This window comes from Pseudarthrobacter sp. BIM B-2242, assembly GCF_014764445.1.
Taxonomy (GTDB): Bacteria; Actinomycetota; Actinomycetes; order Actinomycetales; family Micrococcaceae; genus Arthrobacter; species Arthrobacter luteus_A.
The window spans coordinates 240,706-261,981 of the sequence record NZ_CP061722.1 but is presented as its reverse complement, the minus strand read 5'-3'; the positions used below and the strand labels follow the sequence as shown (position 1 = coordinate 261,981).

The window sequence follows — 21,276 nt, the reverse complement described above, 5'->3', positions numbered from 1 at the left end:
AGAAAAATACAACAAGTGAAACCGGCCATTTTTGGATCTGTTGCGGCCTATTTCTGTGACTGCAGCAGTTCGCCGTCGCAAATCACGGTGGAGGGCGGTGTGGCGGAGCAGGCGACCTGCTTGCCGTCGACCATGGCGGGGAACGAAATGCCCGGCTCGAACCCCTGGTCGGTGATGACCGGAGATACTCCGTACTGGCTGGACAGGGCGGACCAGACGCTGCGTTCGTAGTTGTTCGGGTAGGTGGTGAGCGCGCCTCCGGCGATCAGGGCACAGACGGCGGCCAGGGCGGCGGAGAAGCCTGCGAGGGTGAAGCCCAGCGCCTTCCAGGTGACCTTCAGCTGCCGCGAATCCTGGATCGTGCTGCCTTCAAAGTCGCCGGGTTCAGCCGCAGGATCCGTGACAGGAATGGCGACGGTGCGCGGCGTGCCGAACGTCCACAGCACCCATTCGCCGTTCAGCTTGCCCTTGGCGGCGCCCAGGGCGACCATCACGGCGACCCAGGCGAACACGCCGAAGAGTGCGGTCATGGCAATGACCAGAGGGGCCATCGGTACAGATTGCGGGATCATGGGTCTCGTTCCGGGTCAGGCCGCTGCGGCGGCTTCGGTCGCTGCCAGCTCGGGGACGCCGGCAAGATAGCCCGCGTCTGCCAGGCGCTGCAGGATGTCGCGGGCAGCAGTCTCGCGCCGGTCCCCGCGCAGACGGGCGAAGCCGGGGATGCTCATCAGACCAAGCTCGACGGCGGTCATTGCCGAAGGCAGGCCGGCGGGCATAGCCGGAGGGGTGGATTTCTGGGGCATACCTTCGACACTAGCTGCAAGATTGGAAAATCTCACTTGCTCCAATGAGATGATTCCCTACGCTATCAGTGGACGGGTCCGCTTGCTGCAATTGACACCCCGCACGTACGGTAAATGGATGGGCAACTGTGCCCGGGAGTGACACAGAGGGACACCATGGCCGAGATACCCGCGACCGACACCATGCCCGCCAGGGAACAGGCAGCATTCAAGGCTGCCTACGCGGCCTTCCGCTCCGCCACCGACCCCCAGGATGAGCGCACCCTCCGGAAGCTGGCCGTGGTCGTCGTTTCCGCCCTGGATGCGGGATGGTCCCGACGGTCCATTGCCGAGGGGCTGGGCATCAACCGCGAGAAGGTCGCCCGGCTTGCCCTGCTGCAGGACGTGCCCCGGATCAAGGTCGACCCGTTCGCCACGGGAACAGAGTTCCCGGCCAAGGCCGTGGCCGCGTACCGGCGCTACGAGGACGAAGTGAACCTGCGCCGGATCCTCACCGAGCGTACCTTCGCCGGCGCCGTGCGGGCCGCGAATGCCGCCGGCTGGTCCAACCCGCGCCTGGGCGCGATCGTCGGGCTCACCGGGGAACGGATGCGCCAGATCGCCGAGATGCACCTGTCCTCCGACGGGGTGTCCATCCCCTGCTTCACCCCGTACGCCAAATCGCCAAAACCCAAGCCAAGCAAGCGGCGGGAGCGGCCGTCACTGTCCGCGGAGGAGAAGGCGGAGATGCTCCGGCTGGCCGAGGCCGCGAAGAAGGCCACCAAGCGTGTCGGCCGGCGCCTGGGTCCTGCACCGTCGGCTGAAGAGGTCAAGGAACTGCAGGATGCCCTGGCCGCCCGTGAGGCCTCGGAGGAACTCAGTGACCTGATCATCGCCGCCAGAAACCGCGGCGTGCCCTGGACCGACCTGGATGACGCCTGCGGGTACGCCCGGGGAAGCGCCCAGGTGCGTGCCGTGCGGCATGGCTACGGCCAGGGCTGGTCGTCGCTGCCCGTCTACACACCCACCCAGCTGGACGGCTCCGTGCAGCAGAAGCTGGCAGCAGTGCAGGGCGGGGCCTAGGATGGCGGTCACCAGCACAGGAGACACCATGGTCCGCGAGCAGCTGCCTGATGACGCCGCCCGGCGCCTTGCCGAGCTGCAGGCTGCCGCCGCCATCAGCGAGAAAGCGGCCGGGCGGTACGAGAACGCCCTGCGCGCCTTCAACGCCGCCGGCTGGAGCTGGCGTCAGCTCGGGGACGCGCTGGACATCACCCATGAGGCCGTCCGGAAGCGGGCAGCCAGGGAACCGGTCAAAGGTGCCAAAACAGCAGGGTTCCGGATTCCCCGCCCTCAGTCGAAACGTGCGCTGGATGTGATCCCCACCGCGGCCCTGCCGGCCAAGGTCGCCAGGGACCTGAAAGCCAGGCTGGAGGCCACCGACGGCCCGGACACCGGAGAGCGCACCGAGGCAGGTCTTCGACCCGAAGTCGCCGACTTCTTCGCCGGCCTGCAGGCCGCACGCGAGGTCGGCTGGGACAACTACACGATCGGCCCGGCCATCGGTCTGCATCCTCGTGCCGTGTCCCGGTTCGCTGCCCGGCACGAGGACATTGCGCGGCCCCGCCCTGCCTACCCGGCGGCCAGGGAGGACCCGCGTGAAGTCCTGCACCGCGCGAAGCGCCCCGCCGTGCCCGCGGTGGAGATCGCGGCATCCGACGCTGCCCTGATGCGCGGCAACGACGAGGACGGGGTCCTGCTGGGCCGCTGGTACCTGCGCGGCGCCAGCCGGGAAGCGCTGGCGGCCGCCGTAGGCCAGGACTGGGAGACGGTCCGCAAACGGCTCGTCCGCCGCGGCCTGATGGCCGGCCGCAGCTAAGGCAGGGCAGCAAAAAGCCCCGGCCGGACGAGCCGTCCAGCCGGGGCTTTTGCGTGAGGTGCTTAGACGTCCTCGCGGACCAGCAGCTCGATCAGGCCAATCTCGGCCAGGGACTCCAGGTAGGTCGTCTCCGTGTACGGATCCAGCCACAGCACGTTGCCCGTGGGGCGCGGCGTGGAGTTGTACGGGGCGTAGCCGGAGGCCACCAGGACCAGCGGAACCTTGTGGGTCCACTCGGCGATCTCATCGATCTTCTGGTCCTTGTCGGTGAACAGGGCCGTCAGGGTGTCTTCGGTCTCGGTGGCCGGGTCGAACTGGCCGGACTCGGACGCCTGGCCGGCGACCAGACCCTGGGTGGTGTTGGCGATGTCCACCGCTGACCGGTAGCGCACCAGGAGGGCTTTCTCGTTCCCGGCCTCGCCCTCGGGGATCTCCGCGTAGCCCTCGATGAGCTGTGCGGTGAGCTCCGTGCGGGTGCTGGCGAAGACCGTCGAGTCGTTGAAGGAGATGGCGAACGGGAAGTCCGCTACTTCAGCGGGAAGTTCTTCGATGGTCTGGGGCAGGTCGCCGTTGATGGTGAGCGTGGCCATGGTGAATCTTCTTTCTTCGAAAAAGTCGTACTGTCAGGGGTTTCTATGCCGCCTGGAGCAGCACGGGTGTCACTTTCAGCACGTCGGTGATGCGTTCGGCGAGCTGGGCGCGGGTTCCGTCGTTGCGGACGGTGGCGCTCACATACTTCTTATCGATGCCCATTTCGGAGACGTGGCCGTTGACGGCGCCGACCCCGGGGCGGTCGATCGAGACCACGATACCGCCCTGGGAGGTGACCCATGCGGCTTCGTTGTTGAACCGCACATCGGAGACGGCGACGAGCTCGGTGCCGTCCTCCTGGATGCGGCGTGCCAGGTGGTCGACCCAGGCGTTGTCGCCGAAGCGACGGCGGCAGACTTCGGTGCCGTAGATCTGCAGGTAGCGGCGGACCTCGAAGCCGTACAGGCGGTGGTCCTTGGCTTTGTCCCAGTCGCCGTCCAGGTGGTCGAGCAGGGTCCGGAAGGTCACGTCACCGTCCAGCATCGGGTCCAGGGTGGCGACGTCGCGGCGGATTTCCTCGTCGGTCAGGCCGGGCCGGCGGAACTCCTCGGTGGCGATGTAGTCGCGGTAGAGGCGCAGCAGGCGGGCCACTTCGGGTCCGTAGACGCGGTGGCTGAGGACGCTGTCCCAGTCCCCGCCAAGGTCACCGAGGAGCATGCTCAGCGACAGTGTGCCGTTGACGCGGGCGTCGAGCTCGTAGGTCTGCTCCTTAAGCGGGTCGGCGAGGGCGTAGCGGGTGTAGCCGTGGGAGGCGACCAGGTGCAGGGCGGCGGTGTCTTTTCCGGAACGGGCGACGCCGTTCAGGCCGATGATGTGTGTCATGGGTGCCTTTGTTCAGGGGGTGGCTGACGGTGGTGTCTGTCGGTGTTTTCTATGCGTCCGCGGACCCGACGGCGGGCAGTTTCGGCGCATGATGGGACAGGAAAGGGGAGGCGGCCGAAGCCCCTCCCCTTCCGTCCGGTTACTTGGTGGGCGCTGCCGCGGCTGCCGCTGCGCGCCGGGAGCGCAGGAACTCCTCGGCGTCAGTGATCCGTGCCATCCCGAGTGCGTTGCGGGCCGCCCAAGCTTCCATCTCCTGGGCCTTGCGCTGCTCGGCGGTGTACTCCGGCACCGGCTGGCCGTTCAGGAACCGCTGCAGGGTTCCATCGGTTTTCACTGCCACGTGCGCGTTGTAGGCGGCGGTGGAGCAGCTGGCCTCGGCCCGGGACTCGACCCCGTTGCTCAGGACGTCGAAGCCCTGGGCGCGCCCGCTGGCCTTCAGCGACTGGAGCTCCTGGTAGAAGCTGGCGCGGTCACGGATCGGGGTGGCCAGGTGCCGTGGCGTGGCCGGGGTGGCACCGAGGCCGCTGAAGGCGACGGCGGCCTGGCGTCCGGGCAGGCCCGTCTTCTTCGTAGGGACCGGCTGGGCGCCGGCACCGGGTGCGGTGTTGATCGGGGCAGGCGGCTGGACGGCGTTCTTAGCCAGCGCAGGATCCACCCCGTGGGAGCGGGAGGCGGCGACCCTTTCGGCGCGCTTGCGGGCCCGTTCGGTGTAGTCCTGGTTCAGCCCGGACTCTTCCTTGTGGGCGGTGGGGCACGTGTGGGCCTTGTCCGGGGTGAAGAACCGGGCGCAGCGCGGGCATTTCTGCACGCCGGCGCCGGGGTTGCCCTTGATGAACTTGTTGAAGATCGACCCGGGGCGCTCGGCGTTCTTCACCAGCTCGAAGAAGTCCTTGGAGACCCGGTGGCCGTAGACCTTCTCACCGATCTTGGTGGCCATGGTGCCGGTGGACTCGTCGTAGCCGATGGCGTCGATGAAAGAGGACCGGATCGGCTCCAGCGGATCGCCCTTGGCTTCCTCGCGCTGGCGGTGGGCCTCGAGCAGGTCCGGGATCCGCTTCAGGGCGATGGAGGGCCGGCGGGATTCCAGGGTGGCCGCGACCGCTTCGGAGAGCATGTCCGCGTTGGCGCCGGAGCCGCCCTGTGCGGTGGCCTCCCAGGAGGACGGTCCGGTCTTGGTGACCCGCACCCAGCCCTGGACCGGGGCGGCGCCCTTGATGGAGACGGACACCGGCACGTCGAAGGTCGGGTTCCCGTTCTCGGCCGAGTAGCGCTTGACGGCCGTCGCCGAGGGCATGCGGACGCTGATGTCGCCGTTCTCGTACTTCATCCGGTGCGTGCGGCGCAGCCCGGACATGGCCTGGCCGAACGTCTTCGCCGGCGTGTAGTCGTCCGGCATCTGCGGGTAGGTCTTCGTGCCGGTGGAGCGGTATTCGGCCGCGACCAGGTTCCGGTCCCACCAGTCTTCGCGGTGCTCCGTGGTGGACGGGTGCGCCGAAGCCTGCAGCGTGGTGGCAGGGATGAACCCTGCACTGCGGAGCAGTTCACGGCGCTCGGCCATGGACTGGCGGTCCTTGGCGAACTTGAGTTGGAAGCCAGGCTCTCCATGCGCGAACGCGGCGTACTCGCCGCCGGTGGGGATACCCTGGGGCTGACGGGGCTGGGTAGAGGTGCTCATGCCCCCTTGTGTGCGGCGCAGCCCAAAGTGTGACAGCGGAACTGGTGCCAGAGTCAGAGCGGGCACATACACTGTCCACAAGCACCCGCCGCTGGAAGGACAGAGCATGGACCGGTTCGACGCGCTGCGCGCCTGGGCGAAAGGCTCCTACCCGCAGGAGGCGGCCACCGAGCTGCTGATCCGGGCTTTCAACGGCCGGTTCGCCGGCACCGGGTACGAATGGATGCAGACCAACGAGGATGGCGACCCCTGGATCGATTTCGAGTCCATCCCGTCCCACATCGGCGGCCTGTCCGGCGGGGAGAAGCGGTTCCTGCTCCTGGTGGCGTCTCTCTCCGGGGACAGCCTTGTCACCCTCGGGGACGTCGTGTCCGGCCTGGACCGGGACCTGGTGAACCTTGTGCTGGCGGCGGTGGCCCACGCCGCCGGCACCCATGAGGGCTCGGAGTTCATCGAATTGCCCGACGGCGGTGTCTCCTTCAAGCGGGCACAGTCCCTGTACCCGTGGCCGGGCCTGAAACCCAAGCTGCGGCTCGTGGAAGGCGACGGGCCGGTTGCCGCCAAGTAGGCCCGTGGTCACCCGCCTGGGCGACCTGGTGCTGGACCCTGACCGCCACGTCAGGGATGAGCGTGAGTTCACCGCGTTCCTGGCACGCCCGGAGATCGCAGTCCTCGGATGGCCGGCAGAGGTTCTCCGGCAGTGGCTGTGGGAGTTCGGGGACCGTGACGAACTCCGGGACGACTACGGCAGCGTTTCGCTCGACCGGGTCACCTGGGATCTGGAGGACGTGCTGTGCCCTGATTTCGACACCATGCCCACCGGGGCCAGCGAGGCCGGGCTCATCGACGAGTTCGCCGGCCAGCACCGGCACTGGCTGGCCGCCAAGTCCCGGTACAAGCCGGCCGTGGCCGCCGACTGGGAGACCCGGGGTACCTGGTCGGTGCCGCCGGTGCTGATTCACCGGTCCCTGCTCGACCCGCCCGGTGAGGGCCTGCAGGTGGTGGAGGGCAGGACCCGGGTCGGGATCCTGCGTGGACGCCGCCGTGACGGGCTCACCACGGCAGAGACGCACCTGGCCTGGGTCGGCAGACCGATGGCGTGAGAAGAGACAGAAAAGGCCCGGCACGCCCCCTCTACGGGGACGGGCCGGGCCCTGTCGGTTCCGCTACGCGGCGGCTGCGGAAATGGAGTGGTGGGTGTTTTCGAACAGTTCAGCGAAGGCCAGCTGGAACTCGCGCGGCATCTTCTTCTTGGCCGGGATGGCGTTCATCAGCTTCTGAGCGCTCGGGGTGGCGAAGTCGGGGCGACCTGCTTCGGCGCAGTAGGTCAGGGCCATCGCCGCGCCCGACCACAGGTCGGGGTTGCTGGTGCCCAGCGTGCCGAGGGACTGGACGAGGGCGAACAGGCGGTCCGGGCGGATGGTGTCCCATTCGACGATGGTCGGGTCGGCAATGACCTCGGCGGGGTTGTAGAGGTCAGCGGCCTGGAGCCAGGTGATGAACTTGACGGCGGCGGAGTCGCCTACGAGGCCCTTGACGACCAGCAGGGCGGCTTCCGTGTCGTCAGCGCGGAGCTGGGACAGGACGGCGATCACGTTGGTCCAGGCACGCGGTGAGGCCCATGCTGCGCCAGCCTTGGTGGCGTCCTTCGGTGCGCCCGGCTTGAGCTGGCCGACGGCGTGCTTCAGGTAAGCCACCACGGCACCGGCGATGTTTGCGCGACGGTCCACAGCGTCGCCGGTCAGCAGGGCGGACAGGCGCGGGTAGACAGCGTGCTTGAAGTCGGTGGCGACGTTTTCCAGCCAGAAATCCTCGGGGAACACCCAGTCGAGGTGCATGATGCGGTTGGCCATCGGAGCCGGAAGGTCGTAGGCGTCCACCGCGATTTCGGTGGGGTTGGCCGCAGCGACGATGGAGACGGAGTCCTTGATCTTCACGTCACCGACGTAGCGCTCCTGCATGACGCGGAGCATGCCCTTCATCGTGGACGGGGAGGCAGTGTTGAACTCGTCCAGGAACAGCAGGCCGGAGGCCGCTTCGTTCAATTCGCGGACCCACTTGAACGAGGAGTAGGCAATGTCGCCGGAGTCCTCCTGGACCATGACACCCAGGAAGTCGGGGGCCTCGCGGGTGGAACCGACGATGGTCCGGCATTCGCGGCCCCAGGCTGCAGCGGAGTTTTCGATGAAGGCAGTCTTGGTCTCACCCGGGCCGCCCCAGAGCAGGACGGGGACGTTCGCGGCGATACCGGCGGCAAGTGCTCGCATAAACGGGGTGTTCAGTGAATCGGTCATGGTGTTTTCTCCTACGAGGTTCGGTGGGGCGGTTGCCCCTGTCTGAACCTCATGTGTGCGGAGCGCCGGAACCCTCTCACCACCGGCACAGAAACTTGTGCCCCTGATTTCGGAAGGATGTGAAGACAATTGCCGGCTCGGCATCCAAGATAGGCGCATGGACGCGGAAATTCTCACCGTCATTGGCATCGTCGTTGGCGCAGCTTTGACCGCGGGCGGAAGTGCCGCTGGCATATGGGCAGCGCGACGGTACGGCTCACACCGAGGACGCCTAGAGATCGACGTGCGGAACGTCCAGATAGTGGGAAGGGCGCGGTTGGTACGGATTGACTCCGGCGACGATGAACATCCCGAATATGTGACCGAGGTGGAGAGCAATCACGACGGACCAGCGTCCTTTGTAGTTCAGGTGCGCATCCGCAACCGTGGCCTGCGCGACATTTCCGATGAAGCCTACGGAGGCCGGCCGCTGATATTGAACCTGGGTGGGAAGAAGACGAAAGCCACAGGAGCGGTTTCTTTCTTCGGGGTCCCCTTCATTCCGCCACCCGAACCGGGCGTATCAAGTATCGACATTGGACCGGCCCGGATCCCGAGCAAGGCCGAATGGGGTTGTGCGCTATTTGTCCAGGGCGCCACTCCCCGTGTATCTGTCCACAGCCCACTTCGGGACGTGGACGTCAAAGTCAAAACGCACAAACCCAGAACCGCCGGGCCGGGCATAGTCGTCGACCTCCCCGCGCTTTACGGGTACAAGAAGCCGAGGAACCTGTTCGGATTCGGCGGGCGGGTCCACCCGTACTGATGGCGCTTAGAGTGCCGCGCAGATGACCTTTGCGTCCTCCCGGACGCCGGCGAGCATCCGGTGGCCGGTGATGTCATCGACTCCCATTTCGCGGTTCCGTCGGGCCAGGACGGCCAGCCGGTCGGCGATCTCGTTCAGCGGGTGCCCGTCGTGGCCGCGGACCCACTCGAAGCGGATGTCCGCGCCGCGTGCCGAACCCAGGATGCGCCGGCATTCCTGCACCGAGTCGCCATCCTCGCCGGAGACGTCCTCGTCGGCCGTGACGCGGGCCAGCAGGTCCAGGGCGGACTTGGAGTCCGACAGGACCGTCAGGGAGCCGGTGCCGTCGCGCAGGACCGGGTGCAGGTTCAGGGTTGCCTGAAGGCCACGGCGGATGGCTGCCAGCTCCCCGGCCCGGATGCCGCCGTGCTCGGACACCGTGGTGTACGCGCCCACGACAGGGTCTGCCCCGTTGGCATAGGCCAAGACCCAGCCGCACCCGTTGATGGAGCGGCCCTTGCCGCGGGAGGCGTCACAGGCTAGGACCAGTCCGGAGACGGCCCGGCGTTCGACGGCTGCGATGCCGTTGCGTGCCTTGACCAGGGACGCCGGCGGGGCGGACAGGTCGGTGACCGGGAGTGCGGTCTTTGCGCGCAGCAGGGTCGCCGTGGGCCAGTCGGAGGTGAAGACCTGGCCGACCTCGACACCGAGGGAATCGACGGCGGTGGTGATCTGGGCTGCCAGCTCCCGGTTGGAGGGGTTGGCGGCGTCGCCCCGGCTCGGGCCGGTGACCATGATGTCCCGTCCTGCGGTGTCGGTGGTGTGCACCGCCCAGCGGCACAGGTTCGGCTGGCGGTCCACGGCCACGGTAACGCCAAGGCGCTCGGTGACGGACTGCACGGCCGGGATGAACCGGTGGGCAGGGGCCATCGGGACCGGAACGGCGCTCATGACGCTCCCCCGGCCAGGTCTTCGATGCCGATCGGTTTCATCGCCGCGCGGAAGCGGTCCAGGTGGTCCGGCACGGAGGCGGCGAAAGCAAAGTGCTCCTCCAGTGACTCGAACTCCTGCTCGGAGGCGAGCCGCTCGAAGGCTGCGCGGACCCGGTCGTCGAGGGTGGGCAGGGCTGCCAGGACTTCCTCCGTGCGGGTGACCACGTCCATGTCCGGCATGGGGCTGCCGAAGGCGATCTGGAACATTCCGGACGGGTGGGCGGGGTGCGCACCGCGCAGGACTCGTTCCCAGGCGGCGCGGCGTTCGGTCCAGTCCGCTTCGCTGATGCCGAGCGGCCGGGCCGGAAGGTCCTCGTCCTCGTCCCAGTACGGGAAGTATTCGGCGATGCCGTGGTCATCCATGGCGCGGCTGTACTCGGCGTGCCGGGCGTGCAGCAGCAGGTACAGCCGGCCGGTCGCCGGGTCGTCGGAAACGGCGGCGCTGGCCACCGGCAGGGCGCAGTCGTGCTGGCCGGCGAGAATCTGGGCGACGTGCTCGGAATGGGCCTGGACGGCGTCGAAGATCACCGCGGCGGGCCGGTCGGTTCCGGCCACGTCCGCGGCGCTCAGGATGCGCGAGGCCTGGGTGGCGATGTCCTTGATTTCCAAGGTGTCCCGGATGGGCAGGAACACCGTCCGCAGGGTTTCGGCCAGGCCGATCAGGTCCGTCCCTTCGGGCAGTCGGTAGCCGTGGAAGATGGCGAGTTTGTCGCTCACTTGGTGTTCACCTCGACCACGTGTGCCCATTCGGGGATGGCGTCCTTGGCCCACTTGGAGCCGTTGATCAGCAGGACCACGACCGGGACGAGCGGGCGCTCGTCAGGCCAGGGCGTTTCGCCGTCCGTGGCGATCACGATCACCGACGGGCGCTTCTTTGCCTCGCAGGAGTTGGTGATGGCGTTGCGCATGTCCGTACCGCCACGGCCCGAGATTTCCTTTACGGAGGCCTTGCCGGTGAACTTCTTGGACTCGTACACGGTCACGTCCACGTCGGTGACCATCAGGTCGGTGCCCTTGATGCCCAGGCGCTTGGAAATGCCCTCGACTTCGTTGGTGGCAACGGCGAGGTCGTGGTCGCTGACTGACCCGGACGTGTCGCGGTAGAAGTGGACCGAGGGGATCGGCTTGATGTAGCCGGGAGCCACCACACGGCCGACGATCCGGCCGCTGCGGTCGCACAGCTCCTCGTTGAGGCGGCGGCGGTTCCGGCGCAGGTAGGACAGGTCGAAGTTCCCGGCGGTGATCGCCACGGCGCGGCGCAGGAAGGAGCCGAGCTGGCGCTCCCACGGGGTGGTGGACTCTTCCTCAATCTCGGCGACGATCTGCGCCAGACCGCCCGGCACCGAGCCGATGCCGTGCTGTTCCTGGTGCTTCCGGATGTTGGAGGCGGTGGAAATGCGGATCAGTTCTTTCTCGGCCTGGGACGCTGCGCTGGCATCCCCGCCCATGGCGTGTTCGGGCAGCTCATAGCCGCCCTTCTTGCCACCGGCGCCGGAACCGCAGCCCTTCTCCGGGGTCGGCTTGCCGCCGCTGCCGTCGCCGGGCTGCCCCGGCTTGTCGGAGGGCTGGCCCTGGCCCTGCTGGGGCTTGGGCTTGGCGTTCTTCATCAGCTTCCGCAGGACGTCCATGTAGTGCATCGGGGTCTGGTAGTCGGGCTGGCCGATCTGGGCGGCAAAGACGCCGTGGGCGGCGAGCAGGCTGCATCCGGCGTCGCGCAGGTCGTCGTTGATCGCAAAGTCGCCCGCGAGGTTCCAGGCGTCACGTTCTTCGTCCTTGACCCCGGCGAGTTCGGCCAGCTTGCTGTGTTCACCGAAGACGTGGCCGCATTCGTGCAGGATGGCCTCGCCGTTGAAGCGGGCACCCTTGGGGATGGTGTTCTCGAAGTTGATGTAGAGCCGGAGTCCGGGGTCCACCGCGAAGGTGTCCACGTCGTCACACGCGACGGGACGGAAGGCGAAGATCACGTCGGACATGTACGGCATCATCTGCAGGGCCGTGGCACGCCAGGCCATGAAGTGCAGGTTCTGTTCAGCGGTGGGCTTCGTGGTCGTCATGGTCCTCATGTGTACGGCCCGCCGGGGAACCGTCACCGCACCGGACAGGGCCCGGACACAGCTCCGCCCTCCCACCTGGTGACAGCCGTGGCGGGAGGGCGGAGAGGCTTCTATTCGACCGGGGCGCCCGCGAGGATCACGTCCAGCGGAACGGTGCGGTCAGCGACCCGTTCAACCTTGGTGCCGGAGAGCCAGCGCCGGTTCACGGGGCGGGATGCGGGCATATCGAAGGTGCCCTCAGCCACATAGAGGGCCCGGGTGCCCTGCTTGGCGCTCATGACCATGGCCTGGCCCTGACCGGTGCCGGAAGGCTGGTCGAACACCGCGTGCATTTCACCGGCACCGAAGCGCAGCTCGGTCATGGTCGTCTCGGCCAGGCCGTACCCGTCCGTCATGCGCAGGGGCTTGTTTTCCTTGAGCTTGAACGGCTGGGACACGGAAGCGGAGAAGTCGCGGTGGGTGTTGTTCATCGGCTTCACCTTGCAGACCCGGCCGTCCAGAACGTGCAGCTCCAGCAGGCCCGGGTCGATGGTGCGCAGGGCGTTGATCTTGTTCGAGTAGCTCTCCAGCATGCCGAACACCTGGACGTCGGAGGAAATGTTGCTCCAGACGCACTGCTCCATCAGCCGGGCTTCGGCCCTGCGGAGTGCCGACACCGTGTTGTCGAACTTCAGCCCGCTGTACTTCACGCCGTCGACGGCGAGATCGATGAGGCGGCGCATCGAGAGGGACGCGGTGGGGCCGGTGGCGTTGAAGGCGGCAGCCCAGTCCGCGAAGCTTGCCTCGTCCTTTCCGTCGGGCAGCCAGTACCGGTAGGCCAGGGCATCGGTGAGGATGGGCATGCGCACGGACGCCGGGAGGCTGTTGAGGACTTTGAGGCGCTTGGCGATGGAGCCGTACTGGTCCTCGGGCTCGGTTGCGGCGACGGTCTGCAGAGCCTCGAACGTGCCCTTGTCGGCGATGGCGGTGATCTTTTCGTCGTGGGTCAGCAGCTCGGTCAGCAGGACGTGGTCCAGGTCGCGGGCCTTGTCGTTCAGCGGCTGGTAGAGGAGGCTCGTGCCGCGCCGGTAGATCATCCCGTCAGGGGTGAGGGAAAGGCCGGGGAAGCCGGAGCGGTCGCAGGGCGATCCGTTGTCGGTGGATGTCATCCGTTGTTCGCGGCGGTACGCGGTGAGCATTTCCTTCGAAGAGGCGGGGGCAATGGCGATGGCTGTCATACCCACTATGTGTACGGCGCCGGGGCGCAGGCTCACCATGGCCGGCGGATTCCCTGTGACCGATCAAATGGCGACCATGGCGACCAGATGGCGACCACCTGGTCGCCCATAAAAATCCGCGCCAGCACTGGGAAGGAGGGCCCTTTATATATATATGACCGATCAAACCGATCAGTTAACTACTACTACATATAGGGACCCTCGTTCTTCCCCGTTACTCACCTTCTCTCCTATAGGCATACCTCCCGCTGGTCGGTTTGGTCGCCCATTGCCCAAATTCCGCGCCAGCACTGGGAAGCAGGGGTGGTCATTGGGTCGGTCACTGGTCGGTCAGGTTGGTCATAAACCCCTGAATACGCCCTCAACGGGCCGAAAAACCCTGTTTTGGGCAGTGCAAGGCCGGTGAGGGCTGCCCGGATGGCCGTACACATGAGGGCCATGAGCTTCGGACTAGACCTCGCCGACCTGGGCATTGAACCCGTCACTTCCAGCATCCCCGCCCCCGAGGTGGTGGTGCCCGAGGGCCGGAACCTTGTCATCGGTTCCGTGCTCGCCAAGGCACTGCACAGCGTGTGGTCCGGTGCGCCGGTGACCATCGTTGATTCCCCTCCCGGCGCGGGCAAGTCCACGCTGGTGACCGAGATCGTCGCGATCCTGCACGAGCGCTCGGACCTGAAGATCTACATCGCCTGCCCGACGAAGAACGGCGCCATCGACCTCGCCTCCCGCATCGCCCAGGAAATGGGCCCGGACAAGGACGGCCGCCCGCAGATCATCCTCGCGATCAGCAAGACCGATCCCCCGGCCGGGGTCGCCGCGCACGACTCATGGAACGCCGACAAGAACCTGCCGGTGGTCCGCACGGTCAAGTCGCTCGAGCTGGCCAAGGTCAAAGAATGCGACCTGATGATCATCGACGAGGCCTACCAGGTCACCTTCGCCGCCGCAGCCTCCGCCGCGGACCAGGCCCAGCAGGTGCTGATGGTCGGTGACCCCGGCCAGATCGGCCCGGTCGTCACCCACGACGTGTCCCTGTTCAAGGGCAAGGAAATGACCCCACAGATGCGCGCACCCGAAGGCTTCGCCCGGTTCGAGGACGCGGAGATCCACTCCATGGGCACCACGTACCGGCTCGGCCAGGAAACGGTGGACGCGATCGGCCCGCTGTACAAGTTCCCGTTCACGTCCTCACGCCCTGACCGTTACCTGACCGACGAGAACGGCGACCGTGTCTCCGAAATCGTCCCCATGACCATCCCGGCGCAGGCCAAGCCGGACGCGCTGGAGACCCTGGAAACCGTTGCCAACTACGCCCACAGCCTGATCGGCGTGGGCCTGGTCGAAACTGACCGGGACGGCACCCTGAAGCGCCGGACGCTGGGCACCGCCGACATCTGTGTCGTCGTTGCCCACAACGCCCAGGCATCGGGAGTCCGCGCTGTCCTGAAGTCACTGAAGGCCGAAACTATCACGGTCGGCACTGCCGACTCCCTGCAGGGCGGACAGTGGCATGCGGTTGTAGCCCTTGACCCGTTCACCGGCGTCACGTCAGCGACCGCCCACCAGCTCTCCCCGGGCCGGCTGTGCGTGATGGCGAGCCGTCACATGAGCCACCTCACATGGATCACGGACGGCGGCTGGGAACTGGCGCTGCTGGACCCGGACATCGACCCGGAGGAAGCCGCGCTGGGGCGTAAGGTCCGCTACGCGCTGACCGCCCAGTAATCCGTCCCGGGGCAACCCGGGACACGACAGGCCCTGCCCGATGGCGGGGCCTTTGTCGTGCCGGTCAGGTCCGGACCGCTGTCGGCTGCGCCCGTTACTGATTGTCCTGCTACCGCATAAAATCGCCGTGCGACCGGTTTGCCGCCTGCCGTGCCCTTTCCACCAGCTGGGCCTGGGGGCTGAGCGGCGCCGGTGCGGCATTGCCCCCGTGCTGGGTCCGCAGCTGTTCATCCTGGAGGCGCAAGGCCTCTGCCTGCTGCTCGATCAGTGTCTGCTGCTGCTGAATGATGGCAGCCGTCTGGTCCTGGATCAGCCCGTTCTGCTCAGCGATCAGTTCATTCTGCTGCTCGGCCGCTGTTGCTGCCCGCCGGACGTCCCGCTGGGCCTTTTCGGCCTTTGACCTGTATCCGACCAGCCCGCCGGCGAAGGTGATGCTGAGCGTCTTGCGCATAAACCCCATGGTTGTCCCCCTGTGATGATTCTGGTGGTCAAATCGTACTCACGGGAACCCGGACGGCGGCATGGACACGAAAGGCCCCGCCGTGGCGGGGCCTTTGCTGTGGACGATGGTTGGTCCCCGCGGTGTTTAACCCGGGGCCGCGCGCTACTTGACGAGGTAGAGGACGTGGCGCCGGCGGTTGGCGAACACGCCGGGCTGCAGCAGGAGCGCGGAGCCGGCCAGCAGGATGGCCAGGACGGACAGTCCGTTGAAGGTGTCGGGAACGAAACCCAGGACAAGGGCTGCGGCGAGGATGGTCAGCTGGAGGATTTGTCGGGTGCTCATGGCACCAATGTGTGCGGCGCCACCACAAAAGGTGCACTGTTGGAGGGAATTTCTTCTACCACCGGTTCGCTCGAAGCCCGGGGTAGCATCGGACACCATGGAGCAGCCCGGGATGAAGGTCGAATCGTTCACCCTGGACGACGACGGCGCTCCGGTGTCCTTCGTCCTGGACGGCCGGACCTGGCTGGTGGCGCCGGACGCTGTCCGATGGTTTGAACGGCGGTCCTGGTGGGAGACGGATCTGCGGATGCCTGCATTGGGCGGCGGCGCCCGGATCGACGTGGAGATCTGGCGGTTGCAGGCCCGGAGGGAAGACGGCGGCACGGGGCTGGAGACGTTCGAGATCGCCGCATCCCCGGAAGGCGGCCGTGTGGTCTGTAGCCGGACTCCGGAGCCGGACGATGACGGAAGTGTCGAGCATCCCGCGTAGCTTGTCATCAGAGTGGGCCCATATCAGGTGAAATGCCTGACGGTTACGCGCCGGGAATGCGTTTAGATGGGGCAGCTGCGGGGAAGTCACTTATTATGAAGCGTGTGACAGGATTTGAAACATACTTCAGGAGGAGTTGAAAGGATCGGGCGCCGGCCCGCTCTCTTCCCGGCCATGTGTGTTCCGCAGACATACCAGCCGGGAGGGCGCAGCCGCGGCAATGCTGTCACAGCCGCACCCGCAGCGTCCCCAGCCTGTTAGCAGCATCAGCGTCAGCGAGGAGGATCACCATGTGCGTCGATGTGGAATCTAGTCCCTCAAACTGGATCCGGCTGTACCAGGAAGGCATGACCGGCGCCGAGATTGTGCAGGCCTGCAGGGACACCGATCCACTGCAGATCCTGGGCACCCTTGCCAGGGCCAAGAACAGTGACCCGGACCTTGAATCTAGGCACCGGTACAGCCTGGGCCGCAAGGCCCGCGAACGCCGGCAGCAGGTAGCCCTCGACGACTCTTTCTCACCACCGTGGCGGCGGCGCCTCAACGAGCTCAAGGAGTACGTCCGCAACAACGGCCGGATGCCGAGGCAGGTCGGCGGAGACGCCACAGAGACCTCCCTGGGCCGGTGGCTGCATGCCCAGCGCGCCAAAGTCAGCAAGGGATCACTCACCGCCCGGCAGCGGGCGGCGCTTGACGCCGTCGGCGTGTGGGACTCCGACCGCCGGGAGAACAGGGAGATGGCACGCTTTCCGGAACGGCTTCGCGCCCTGGCGGCGTTCCGCGCCCGGCACAGGCGGTGGCCGACCTACATGAACCGGACCGATCCGGAGGAGCAGTCCCTCGGAACCTGGCTGTACACACTGCGCCAGGCGGCACGGGAAGAGCGGCTCCCGGAGCGAGTGCGGCTTGTCCTGGACGAGCACCTGCCCGGCTGGCTGCCCTGACCGGGCAGGCCGGGGCGGTCGTCCGCACACATGCCGGACATGACGATGCTTCGCGACCTCTACACAGCAACCCAGCCCGAGCGGTGCCGGGTGATCATCCTCGACAGCCCTGAAGCGGTCCGTGAATACCAGGCCAGCGGCGGCCGCACCCCCGAAGACGGTCAGCTGTTCGGCCGCTACTGGGTGCAGCCGGTGACCGGCGCGGTCATGGCACCCTCCCCCGGCGCCCTCCTGACCGCTGACCAGTTCGTGGACGAGTACAGCAAAGCCAGTCCCGCTGACACCGAATACGGCATCCAGGCCTACGAACGCCAGGACCAGGTCGTGAAGCACGAGAGCCTGGACACCGCAGAGCGGGCACTGGATGACCTGCCCGTCCTGAAGGACTCCGGGTACTACCGGCTAGTGCAGCGCTTGGCCGGTGCCGGGAGCAGGTGGGAGCCGGTCCAGGCTTGATCCGGCGACTGTTTTCCTCCGGTCTACGCATGTTCAAGGACGAACCGATCTTTCGACAGCGTCGACCCGCTTGATGAGGAGACACCGTGACCAGCGTCCGGGCCCGCCGTGCCGCGGCAACAATCCTGCTTGCCGCAGGAAGCATGTTCCTGCTGCCTGCCACAGGGCACGCTTCTGAGACCTGCATGAGGGACTACAACGGAAACTGGGTGTGCGGCGCCTCGGGCACCGGCCCCACCAGCGGACCCGGCTCTTACACCGGCTTCAACGGCGTCCAGGACGGCACGCCCGGTGACATCGGCCCCGACGGCCGGCCCATGACCGCGGCCAAGCCGCCGGCGTGGGAATCCCCCGACTGGACCCCGCCGCCTGTCCCGGCGGCCGCGCAGCCAGCTCCGAACCCGGCAGGCCTGTCCAATGTTCCGCCTGCCGGTGTGAACAGCACCCTGACCCCGCCGCCTGCCGCAGCACCGGCAGACGGGACCACGAAGGAGCTGCCGCCCGGGGCTGTCGCGGAGTCAGCAGCTGACGCCGCACGGGACACCGGTTCAACCGCCACTCCCTCTGCTGCGCCCGGTGCCGACCCCTCGGCGACACCATCAGGGGAGGCCACCCCCGCCCCAACGATGACCGAGATGACCCAGGGCACTCCCCGCACCTCGCGGGCCGCCGCTGATGCCGTGACCGCCCCGACGACCGCTGACGCCACCCGGGCCTCCGAGTCCGAACCGTTCAGCCCCGTGCCGCTGCTGGCCGTCCTGGGCGGACTGGCCATCGCAGGAGCCGTCATATGGTTCGTTCCCGGCATCCGCAACGCGATCCTGGGCCTGCTGGGCCGCGGCAACCACTGACAGGTACTGTCTGCCGACAGCTGCGGCGGGGTGAGCTGATCCGGCCCCGCCGCACACATGGGGTCCCATGAGCGCATTGAGAGATGAAGCACGGGCCCCCAACACCGCCCCTGAACGGCTGACCGAACTCGCCCACCTGGAAGGGGACCGCGGCGACATCGACTCGGATGCCGGCTGGTGCCGGGAGTACGTGGCGGCCAACATCAATACGCCTCTGGCCACCCTGCAGGAGCTGGCAGCGGACATGAACGACTGTATGGCCCGCCGGAATGCCGCCAAGAACCCCATGCTGGATAAGGCAACGCTCTGGCTGATGATCGAGGACAGGGACGACCTGACCGCCGATGCTGCCAGGGAACGGCTGGGCCTGGCACCGAAGCCGCGCCTGAACGCCATCGCCCGCGCCGTGCACATCCCGGTGGTCGACCCGAAAACCGGACGGATCATCCGCTAAGACCAGACGGGGTTCCTGGTGCCCGCAGGTATTCCTTGCGCCGGCCAGCGCGCAGGGTCAGGTCCTGCTGACGTTCATCTCGGTCAGCGCGCCGACACTTGTGTTGGCGGTGCAGGCCTTACGGGCGCTGTTCATGTTGACGTTGGACAGCATCACCACGCCCGTGTTGGTTGAATTTGCCGAGAACGACGTCGCCGCGCTGTCTCCGCCATGGTGGATGTTGCCCTGGACCGAAACAACCGTGCTGTTGCCGATGGCAATTGCAGTTCCGCCGCCAAAGATCGTGTTGTCCCTGACCACAGCCTGGGACAGGTAGTTCAGGAACATGGAGGTGTACTTCTTTTCATCATCCTGACGAATCACGTTGTCCCTGATCACCACCCTCCTGCACAGGAACCCGGCGGAGCCTACGACGTTGATCACTACGCCGAGGGGGTTCGGAGCGATCCTGTTGTCGGAGATGGTCACGTCATCACCACGGATGACGTCGATCGAGTTCGACGGGTTGGCGGGCGTGACGCCTGCATGGCCCAGCGTGTTGCCGACGATCCGGACGTTGCTGGCCTGCACCTTGATGAAGCGGCGGGAGACGTTCGAAATGTCGTTTCCTGAGATGGTGACGTCGGCCGAAGCGTTGATGGATGCCGCCGCATCGTAGAACAGGATCTGAATCGCATCGCCTTCTTCGCCGAAGACGTTGTCGATGGTGTTGCCGGCGATCACCGACTTCTGGCTTGCAGCACCCGAGTTGCTCAGGAGTATCGCGCGCGCGGAGCCATTGCCGTTGCCAAGCGTGGTGTCACCCAGAGAGCCTACGTTGCGGATCAGGTTGTCCCTGACCGTGCACCCGCCACCCGTTGTTACCTCAACCCCGCGGGCTGCTGTGGTCTTCGAGTAGAAATTCTCAATGGTGCTGGACTCCACAGTGGCGCCAGGCCCGGAGATTTTGAGGCCGATGTTGGCCTTGTTGTTCCCATCGATGTGGGCACTGATTTTGGTGTTGGCGCCCTGCACTGTGAGGGCCGTGATGTCCGCTTGGTCAGCCACAATCCTGGCGTTGCGTGTGCAAAAAGTCCTGTTGTCGCCAAGCAGTGTGAGGCCGGAGGTGATCCGGAAAACCCCGTCTGTGAGTTCTGATCCTCCTGCTGCCAGCCATTTCTTCAGCGGCTCGGTGTCATCGGAGGAGCCGTCCCCCACCGCGCCGTAGTCCCGGGCGTCCGGTGTCAGGCCCGTTGTCGCTGCAGCTGGAGCGGCGGATCCAAGGCTGGCTGCGGCGGAGAACCCGGCGACGAGCGTAGCAAAGGCTCCAAACCCGAGGAGCTTCCGGCGCTTAAGTTGGGAGCCGGCGGGTTTGGCGTCAGCCACTCGCCCCGCACTGTTGCTGGCGATGAACGGCTGCGTAGGATTTTCAGTCATGCCTTGGTGTGTGCGGCTGCTTCCCTGATGTGGCGCTGACGCAGCTGCCGGAGAGCGATTCGTCTTGTGCCACACACATGAGGCCCATGGAGACGACCTACCCTGCAGCCGCCGCCACCGTCAGTGGTGACACCATCGCCCGCCTCTCGCTGGCCCAGGCCGAGGACACCGATTCGCAGACGCTCTGGCAGCTCATCGATGACCAGAACATCACGGTCGCCAACACTGCCCGGTCACGCCTTGGGCTCGTGTTCCGGCCACTCACGGAACCTGCCGGGCCGAAGGAATGAGCGGCGGATCGTTCGACTACCTGTGTGAGGTCGCCAGCCTCAAAGAGCTACTGGAGAACAAAGACGGGATCACCGGCACGGCAGCAGTCCTCCGCGACCGGGGACACGAGGCGGCAGCTGCCGAAACCGAGGCGATCCTGAGCGAGCTGGCAGCCATGGAGGCGTACGTTCTGGCCCGAGTCGAACGACTCCGGGACGTCTGGAAGGCAGCCGAATGGGTCGTATCCGGAGACTGGAGCGAAGACGACCTCGCCGAGGATGTCCGCACCCTTGATGCCGCACCACCGTTCATGGACACCCTGCGCATTGACACCGCCACCGGAAGGATCGTGAAGTAATGCCCCGCGCCTACGACCTGGTCGCCGGCGTCAGCAGCCCCGCCGAGGTCTTCCCCCGTTTGGAAGCCCTGGAGCGCATGTCGATGACCCTGGCCTTTGCCGGCCACGGCGACGCGGCCGCCGAGACAGCGGAATTCCTCGAGGAGGCACGACGGTTCGAGGCCCTGACTGAACAACGCCTCGCGCGGCTTCGTGGTGTCTGGAGGGCGGTTGAGATGTCGGGCCGGCCGGACGTCCCGGTGGCCGAACGCGCCGCAAGGGTCGCCGCGGCCGCCGATGAATACCGCGCCCAGGGCCCGGCCTCGTAGCGTCGGTCTGGGTGGGCGCTTAGTGCTCTCCCCAGTGCTTGGGCTTGTCGCAGCAGTCGTGGTCGGTGATGCGATCGTCGATCTTCTTGCTGCAGCCACTGTGGGAACAGACGAAGTAGCCGTTGCTGCTCCACTGGCGGGTTTCTTCACTCATGGTCTGAGCTTAGTCGGGGAGCTTTCCGGCCCGTGC

General features: G+C 66.7%; 28 protein-coding genes. 14 read left to right on the top strand and 14 right to left on the bottom strand.

Annotated elements, in window-relative coordinates; genetic code table 11:
• Nucleotides 1-47: 47 nt before the first annotated feature.
• Together IDT60_RS21985 and IDT60_RS21980 are read right to left on the bottom strand one after the other, a co-directional pair.
• Entirely contained in the window at nucleotides 48-551 is a 504-nt protein-coding gene (locus IDT60_RS21985) for a hypothetical protein (RefSeq protein WP_191082125.1), read from the bottom strand.
• Nucleotides 552-587: 36 nt separating this feature from the next.
• On the bottom strand, nucleotides 588-803 hold the full coding sequence (locus IDT60_RS21980; RefSeq protein WP_191082124.1) for a hypothetical protein: 216 nt from the start codon (nucleotides 801-803) through the stop codon (nucleotides 588-590).
• A 156-nt stretch (nucleotides 804-959) separates the two neighbouring features.
• Here IDT60_RS21980 and IDT60_RS21975 point away from each other — a divergent pair, with 156 nt between their 5' ends.
• Complete coding sequence (locus IDT60_RS21975; RefSeq protein ID WP_191082123.1) at nucleotides 960-1,865, top strand: hypothetical protein; 906 nt, start codon at nucleotides 960-962, stop codon at nucleotides 1,863-1,865.
• 1 nt (nucleotide 1,866) lies between these two features.
• Nucleotides 1,867-2,661, top strand: coding sequence for a hypothetical protein (locus IDT60_RS21970; protein ID WP_191082122.1), 795 nt, complete (start codon nucleotides 1,867-1,869; stop codon nucleotides 2,659-2,661).
• A gap of 62 nt (nucleotides 2,662-2,723) precedes the next feature.
• On the opposite strand, the gene IDT60_RS21965 is transcribed toward IDT60_RS21970, so the two are convergent.
• From IDT60_RS21965 to IDT60_RS21955, 3 genes are all read right to left on the bottom strand, one after another.
• Nucleotides 2,724-3,251, bottom strand: a complete 528-nt coding sequence (locus IDT60_RS21965) for a hypothetical protein (RefSeq protein WP_191082121.1) — start codon at nucleotides 3,249-3,251, stop codon at nucleotides 2,724-2,726.
• Nucleotides 3,252-3,294: 43 nt separating this feature from the next.
• Nucleotides 3,295-4,074, bottom strand: a complete 780-nt coding sequence (locus tag IDT60_RS21960) for a hypothetical protein (RefSeq protein ID WP_191082120.1) — start codon at nucleotides 4,072-4,074, stop codon at nucleotides 3,295-3,297.
• A 139-nt stretch (nucleotides 4,075-4,213) separates the two neighbouring features.
• Nucleotides 4,214-5,749: a hypothetical protein gene (locus IDT60_RS21955; protein WP_191082119.1), complete on the bottom strand. Its 1,536-nt coding sequence runs from the start codon at nucleotides 5,747-5,749 to the stop codon at nucleotides 4,214-4,216.
• A 106-nt stretch (nucleotides 5,750-5,855) separates the two neighbouring features.
• Between IDT60_RS21955 and IDT60_RS21950 the strand changes: the two genes are divergently transcribed.
• Nucleotides 5,856-6,317: a hypothetical protein gene (locus IDT60_RS21950; protein WP_191082118.1), complete on the top strand. Its 462-nt coding sequence runs from the start codon at nucleotides 5,856-5,858 to the stop codon at nucleotides 6,315-6,317.
• A 4-nt stretch (nucleotides 6,318-6,321) separates the two neighbouring features.
• Nucleotides 6,322-6,852: a hypothetical protein gene (locus IDT60_RS21945; protein WP_223884032.1), complete on the top strand. Its 531-nt coding sequence runs from the start codon at nucleotides 6,322-6,324 to the stop codon at nucleotides 6,850-6,852.
• A 63-nt stretch (nucleotides 6,853-6,915) separates the two neighbouring features.
• On the opposite strand, the gene IDT60_RS21940 is transcribed toward IDT60_RS21945, so the two are convergent.
• A complete protein-coding gene (locus tag IDT60_RS21940) occupies nucleotides 6,916-8,043 on the bottom strand; it encodes an AAA family ATPase (RefSeq protein WP_191082117.1) in 1,128 nt (375 codons plus the stop codon).
• 157 nt (nucleotides 8,044-8,200) lie between these two features.
• On the opposite strand from IDT60_RS21940, the gene IDT60_RS21935 reads away from it, so the two are divergent.
• Nucleotides 8,201-8,848: a hypothetical protein gene (locus IDT60_RS21935; protein WP_191082116.1), complete on the top strand. Its 648-nt coding sequence runs from the start codon at nucleotides 8,201-8,203 to the stop codon at nucleotides 8,846-8,848.
• Between the two features lie 6 nt (nucleotides 8,849-8,854).
• Here IDT60_RS21935 and IDT60_RS21930 read toward each other — a convergent pair whose 3' ends face one another.
• From IDT60_RS21930 to IDT60_RS21915, 4 genes are all read right to left on the bottom strand, one after another.
• Nucleotides 8,855-9,778 carry an RNase H family protein gene (locus IDT60_RS21930; RefSeq protein WP_191082115.1) on the bottom strand — a complete coding sequence of 308 codons (924 nt, stop codon included), beginning with the start codon at nucleotides 9,776-9,778 and terminating at the stop codon, nucleotides 8,855-8,857.
• Nucleotides 9,775-10,536, bottom strand: a complete 762-nt coding sequence (locus IDT60_RS21925; RefSeq protein ID WP_191082114.1) for a hypothetical protein — start codon at nucleotides 10,534-10,536, stop codon at nucleotides 9,775-9,777. Before IDT60_RS21925 ends, IDT60_RS21930 begins: the two co-directional genes overlap by 4 nt.
• The gene (locus IDT60_RS21920) at nucleotides 10,533-11,873 is read right to left on the bottom strand and encodes a VWA-like domain-containing protein (RefSeq protein ID WP_223884031.1); all 1,341 of its coding nucleotides are present in this window, start codon (nucleotides 11,871-11,873) and stop codon (nucleotides 10,533-10,535) included. The genes IDT60_RS21925 and IDT60_RS21920 overlap by 4 nt, the downstream gene beginning before the upstream one ends.
• 110 nt (nucleotides 11,874-11,983) lie before the next feature.
• Entirely contained in the window at nucleotides 11,984-13,090 is a 1,107-nt protein-coding gene (locus IDT60_RS21915) for a hypothetical protein (protein ID WP_191082112.1), read from the bottom strand.
• A 438-nt stretch (nucleotides 13,091-13,528) separates the two neighbouring features.
• On the opposite strand from IDT60_RS21915, the gene IDT60_RS21910 reads away from it, so the two are divergent.
• Nucleotides 13,529-14,815 (top strand): AAA family ATPase, encoded by a 1,287-nt coding sequence (locus IDT60_RS21910; RefSeq protein ID WP_223884030.1) that lies wholly within the window; start codon nucleotides 13,529-13,531, stop codon nucleotides 14,813-14,815.
• 109 nt (nucleotides 14,816-14,924) lie between these two features.
• Here IDT60_RS21910 and IDT60_RS21905 read toward each other — a convergent pair whose 3' ends face one another.
• Both IDT60_RS21905 and IDT60_RS21900 read right to left on the bottom strand, forming a co-directional pair.
• Nucleotides 14,925-15,266: a hypothetical protein gene (locus IDT60_RS21905; protein WP_191082110.1), complete on the bottom strand. Its 342-nt coding sequence runs from the start codon at nucleotides 15,264-15,266 to the stop codon at nucleotides 14,925-14,927.
• A 153-nt stretch (nucleotides 15,267-15,419) separates the two neighbouring features.
• On the bottom strand, nucleotides 15,420-15,599 hold the full coding sequence (locus tag IDT60_RS21900) for a hypothetical protein (protein ID WP_191082109.1): 180 nt from the start codon (nucleotides 15,597-15,599) through the stop codon (nucleotides 15,420-15,422).
• A 97-nt stretch (nucleotides 15,600-15,696) separates the two neighbouring features.
• On the opposite strand from IDT60_RS21900, the gene IDT60_RS21895 reads away from it, so the two are divergent.
• The 5 genes from IDT60_RS21895 to IDT60_RS21875 all read left to right on the top strand — a co-directional run bounded on the left by IDT60_RS21895 (nucleotide 15,697) and on the right by IDT60_RS21875 (nucleotide 18,734).
• The gene (locus tag IDT60_RS21895) at nucleotides 15,697-16,029 is read left to right on the top strand and encodes a hypothetical protein (protein ID WP_191082108.1); all 333 of its coding nucleotides are present in this window, start codon (nucleotides 15,697-15,699) and stop codon (nucleotides 16,027-16,029) included.
• Between the two features lie 290 nt (nucleotides 16,030-16,319).
• Complete coding sequence (locus IDT60_RS21890) at nucleotides 16,320-16,973, top strand: helicase associated domain-containing protein (protein WP_191082107.1); 654 nt, start codon at nucleotides 16,320-16,322, stop codon at nucleotides 16,971-16,973.
• A gap of 39 nt (nucleotides 16,974-17,012) precedes the next feature.
• Nucleotides 17,013-17,429 carry a hypothetical protein gene (locus IDT60_RS21885; RefSeq protein ID WP_191082106.1) on the top strand — a complete coding sequence of 139 codons (417 nt, stop codon included), beginning with the start codon at nucleotides 17,013-17,015 and terminating at the stop codon, nucleotides 17,427-17,429.
• An 86-nt stretch (nucleotides 17,430-17,515) separates the two neighbouring features.
• Nucleotides 17,516-18,280, top strand: coding sequence for a hypothetical protein (locus tag IDT60_RS21880; RefSeq protein WP_191082105.1), 765 nt, complete (start codon nucleotides 17,516-17,518; stop codon nucleotides 18,278-18,280).
• 67 nt (nucleotides 18,281-18,347) lie between these two features.
• Nucleotides 18,348-18,734, top strand: coding sequence for a hypothetical protein (locus tag IDT60_RS21875; protein WP_191082104.1), 387 nt, complete (start codon nucleotides 18,348-18,350; stop codon nucleotides 18,732-18,734).
• A gap of 57 nt (nucleotides 18,735-18,791) precedes the next feature.
• On the opposite strand, the gene IDT60_RS21870 is transcribed toward IDT60_RS21875, so the two are convergent.
• Nucleotides 18,792-20,150, bottom strand: coding sequence for a right-handed parallel beta-helix repeat-containing protein (locus tag IDT60_RS21870; protein ID WP_191082103.1), 1,359 nt, complete (start codon nucleotides 20,148-20,150; stop codon nucleotides 18,792-18,794).
• 86 nt (nucleotides 20,151-20,236) lie between these two features.
• On the opposite strand from IDT60_RS21870, the gene IDT60_RS21865 reads away from it, so the two are divergent.
• From IDT60_RS21865 to IDT60_RS21855, 3 genes are read left to right on the top strand one after another with little or no spacing between them, the layout of a single operon-like run.
• Nucleotides 20,237-20,440, top strand: coding sequence for a hypothetical protein (locus IDT60_RS21865; RefSeq protein ID WP_191082102.1), 204 nt, complete (start codon nucleotides 20,237-20,239; stop codon nucleotides 20,438-20,440).
• Nucleotides 20,437-20,778 carry a hypothetical protein gene (locus tag IDT60_RS21860; protein WP_191082101.1) on the top strand — a complete coding sequence of 114 codons (342 nt, stop codon included), beginning with the start codon at nucleotides 20,437-20,439 and terminating at the stop codon, nucleotides 20,776-20,778. The genes IDT60_RS21865 and IDT60_RS21860 overlap by 4 nt, the downstream gene beginning before the upstream one ends.
• The gene (locus IDT60_RS21855; protein WP_191082100.1) at nucleotides 20,778-21,086 is read left to right on the top strand and encodes a hypothetical protein; all 309 of its coding nucleotides are present in this window, start codon (nucleotides 20,778-20,780) and stop codon (nucleotides 21,084-21,086) included. The genes IDT60_RS21860 and IDT60_RS21855 overlap by 1 nt, the downstream gene beginning before the upstream one ends.
• A gap of 19 nt (nucleotides 21,087-21,105) precedes the next feature.
• On the opposite strand, the gene IDT60_RS23460 is transcribed toward IDT60_RS21855, so the two are convergent.
• Nucleotides 21,106-21,240, bottom strand: a complete 135-nt coding sequence (locus IDT60_RS23460) for a hypothetical protein (RefSeq protein ID WP_255527108.1) — start codon at nucleotides 21,238-21,240, stop codon at nucleotides 21,106-21,108.
• Nucleotides 21,241-21,276 lie beyond the last annotated feature (36 nt).

Bases quoted from the DNA above. Each gene is read 5' to 3' on its own strand.
- IDT60_RS21985 (WP_191082125.1), bottom strand. From the start codon at position 551: ATGGCCCCTCTGGTCATTGCCATGACCGCACTCTTCGGCGTGTTCGCC.
- IDT60_RS21980 (WP_191082124.1), bottom strand. From the start codon at position 803: ATGCCCCAGAAATCCACCCCTCCGGCTATGCCCGCCGGCCTGCCTTCG.
- IDT60_RS21975 (WP_191082123.1), top strand. From the start codon at position 960: ATGGCCGAGATACCCGCGACCGACACCATGCCCGCCAGGGAACAGGCA.
- IDT60_RS21970 (WP_191082122.1), top strand. From the start codon at position 1,867: ATGGCGGTCACCAGCACAGGAGACACCATGGTCCGCGAGCAGCTGCCT.
- IDT60_RS21965 (WP_191082121.1), bottom strand. From the start codon at position 3,251: ATGGCCACGCTCACCATCAACGGCGACCTGCCCCAGACCATCGAAGAA.
- IDT60_RS21960 (WP_191082120.1), bottom strand. From the start codon at position 4,074: ATGACACACATCATCGGCCTGAACGGCGTCGCCCGTTCCGGAAAAGAC.
- IDT60_RS21955 (WP_191082119.1), bottom strand. From the start codon at position 5,749: ATGAGCACCTCTACCCAGCCCCGTCAGCCCCAGGGTATCCCCACCGGC.
- IDT60_RS21950 (WP_191082118.1), top strand. From the start codon at position 5,856: ATGGACCGGTTCGACGCGCTGCGCGCCTGGGCGAAAGGCTCCTACCCG.
- IDT60_RS21940 (WP_191082117.1), bottom strand. From the start codon at position 8,043: ATGACCGATTCACTGAACACCCCGTTTATGCGAGCACTTGCCGCCGGT.
- IDT60_RS21935 (WP_191082116.1), top strand. From the start codon at position 8,201: ATGGACGCGGAAATTCTCACCGTCATTGGCATCGTCGTTGGCGCAGCT.
- IDT60_RS21930 (WP_191082115.1), bottom strand. From the start codon at position 9,778: ATGAGCGCCGTTCCGGTCCCGATGGCCCCTGCCCACCGGTTCATCCCG.
- IDT60_RS21920 (WP_223884031.1), bottom strand. From the start codon at position 11,873: ATGACGACCACGAAGCCCACCGCTGAACAGAACCTGCACTTCATGGCC.
- IDT60_RS21915 (WP_191082112.1), bottom strand. From the start codon at position 13,090: ATGACAGCCATCGCCATTGCCCCCGCCTCTTCGAAGGAAATGCTCACC.
- IDT60_RS21910 (WP_223884030.1), top strand. From the start codon at position 13,529: ATGAGCTTCGGACTAGACCTCGCCGACCTGGGCATTGAACCCGTCACT.
- IDT60_RS21905 (WP_191082110.1), bottom strand. From the start codon at position 15,266: ATGCGCAAGACGCTCAGCATCACCTTCGCCGGCGGGCTGGTCGGATAC.
- IDT60_RS21900 (WP_191082109.1), bottom strand. From the start codon at position 15,599: ATGAGCACCCGACAAATCCTCCAGCTGACCATCCTCGCCGCAGCCCTT.
- IDT60_RS21895 (WP_191082108.1), top strand. From the start codon at position 15,697: ATGGAGCAGCCCGGGATGAAGGTCGAATCGTTCACCCTGGACGACGAC.
- IDT60_RS21890 (WP_191082107.1), top strand. From the start codon at position 16,320: ATGTGCGTCGATGTGGAATCTAGTCCCTCAAACTGGATCCGGCTGTAC.
- IDT60_RS21885 (WP_191082106.1), top strand. From the start codon at position 17,013: ATGACGATGCTTCGCGACCTCTACACAGCAACCCAGCCCGAGCGGTGC.
- IDT60_RS21875 (WP_191082104.1), top strand. From the start codon at position 18,348: ATGAGCGCATTGAGAGATGAAGCACGGGCCCCCAACACCGCCCCTGAA.
- IDT60_RS21870 (WP_191082103.1), bottom strand. From the start codon at position 20,150: ATGACTGAAAATCCTACGCAGCCGTTCATCGCCAGCAACAGTGCGGGG.
- IDT60_RS21865 (WP_191082102.1), top strand. From the start codon at position 20,237: ATGGAGACGACCTACCCTGCAGCCGCCGCCACCGTCAGTGGTGACACC.
- IDT60_RS21860 (WP_191082101.1), top strand. From the start codon at position 20,437: ATGAGCGGCGGATCGTTCGACTACCTGTGTGAGGTCGCCAGCCTCAAA.
- IDT60_RS21855 (WP_191082100.1), top strand. From the start codon at position 20,778: ATGCCCCGCGCCTACGACCTGGTCGCCGGCGTCAGCAGCCCCGCCGAG.
- IDT60_RS23460 (WP_255527108.1), bottom strand. From the start codon at position 21,240: ATGAGTGAAGAAACCCGCCAGTGGAGCAGCAACGGCTACTTCGTCTGT.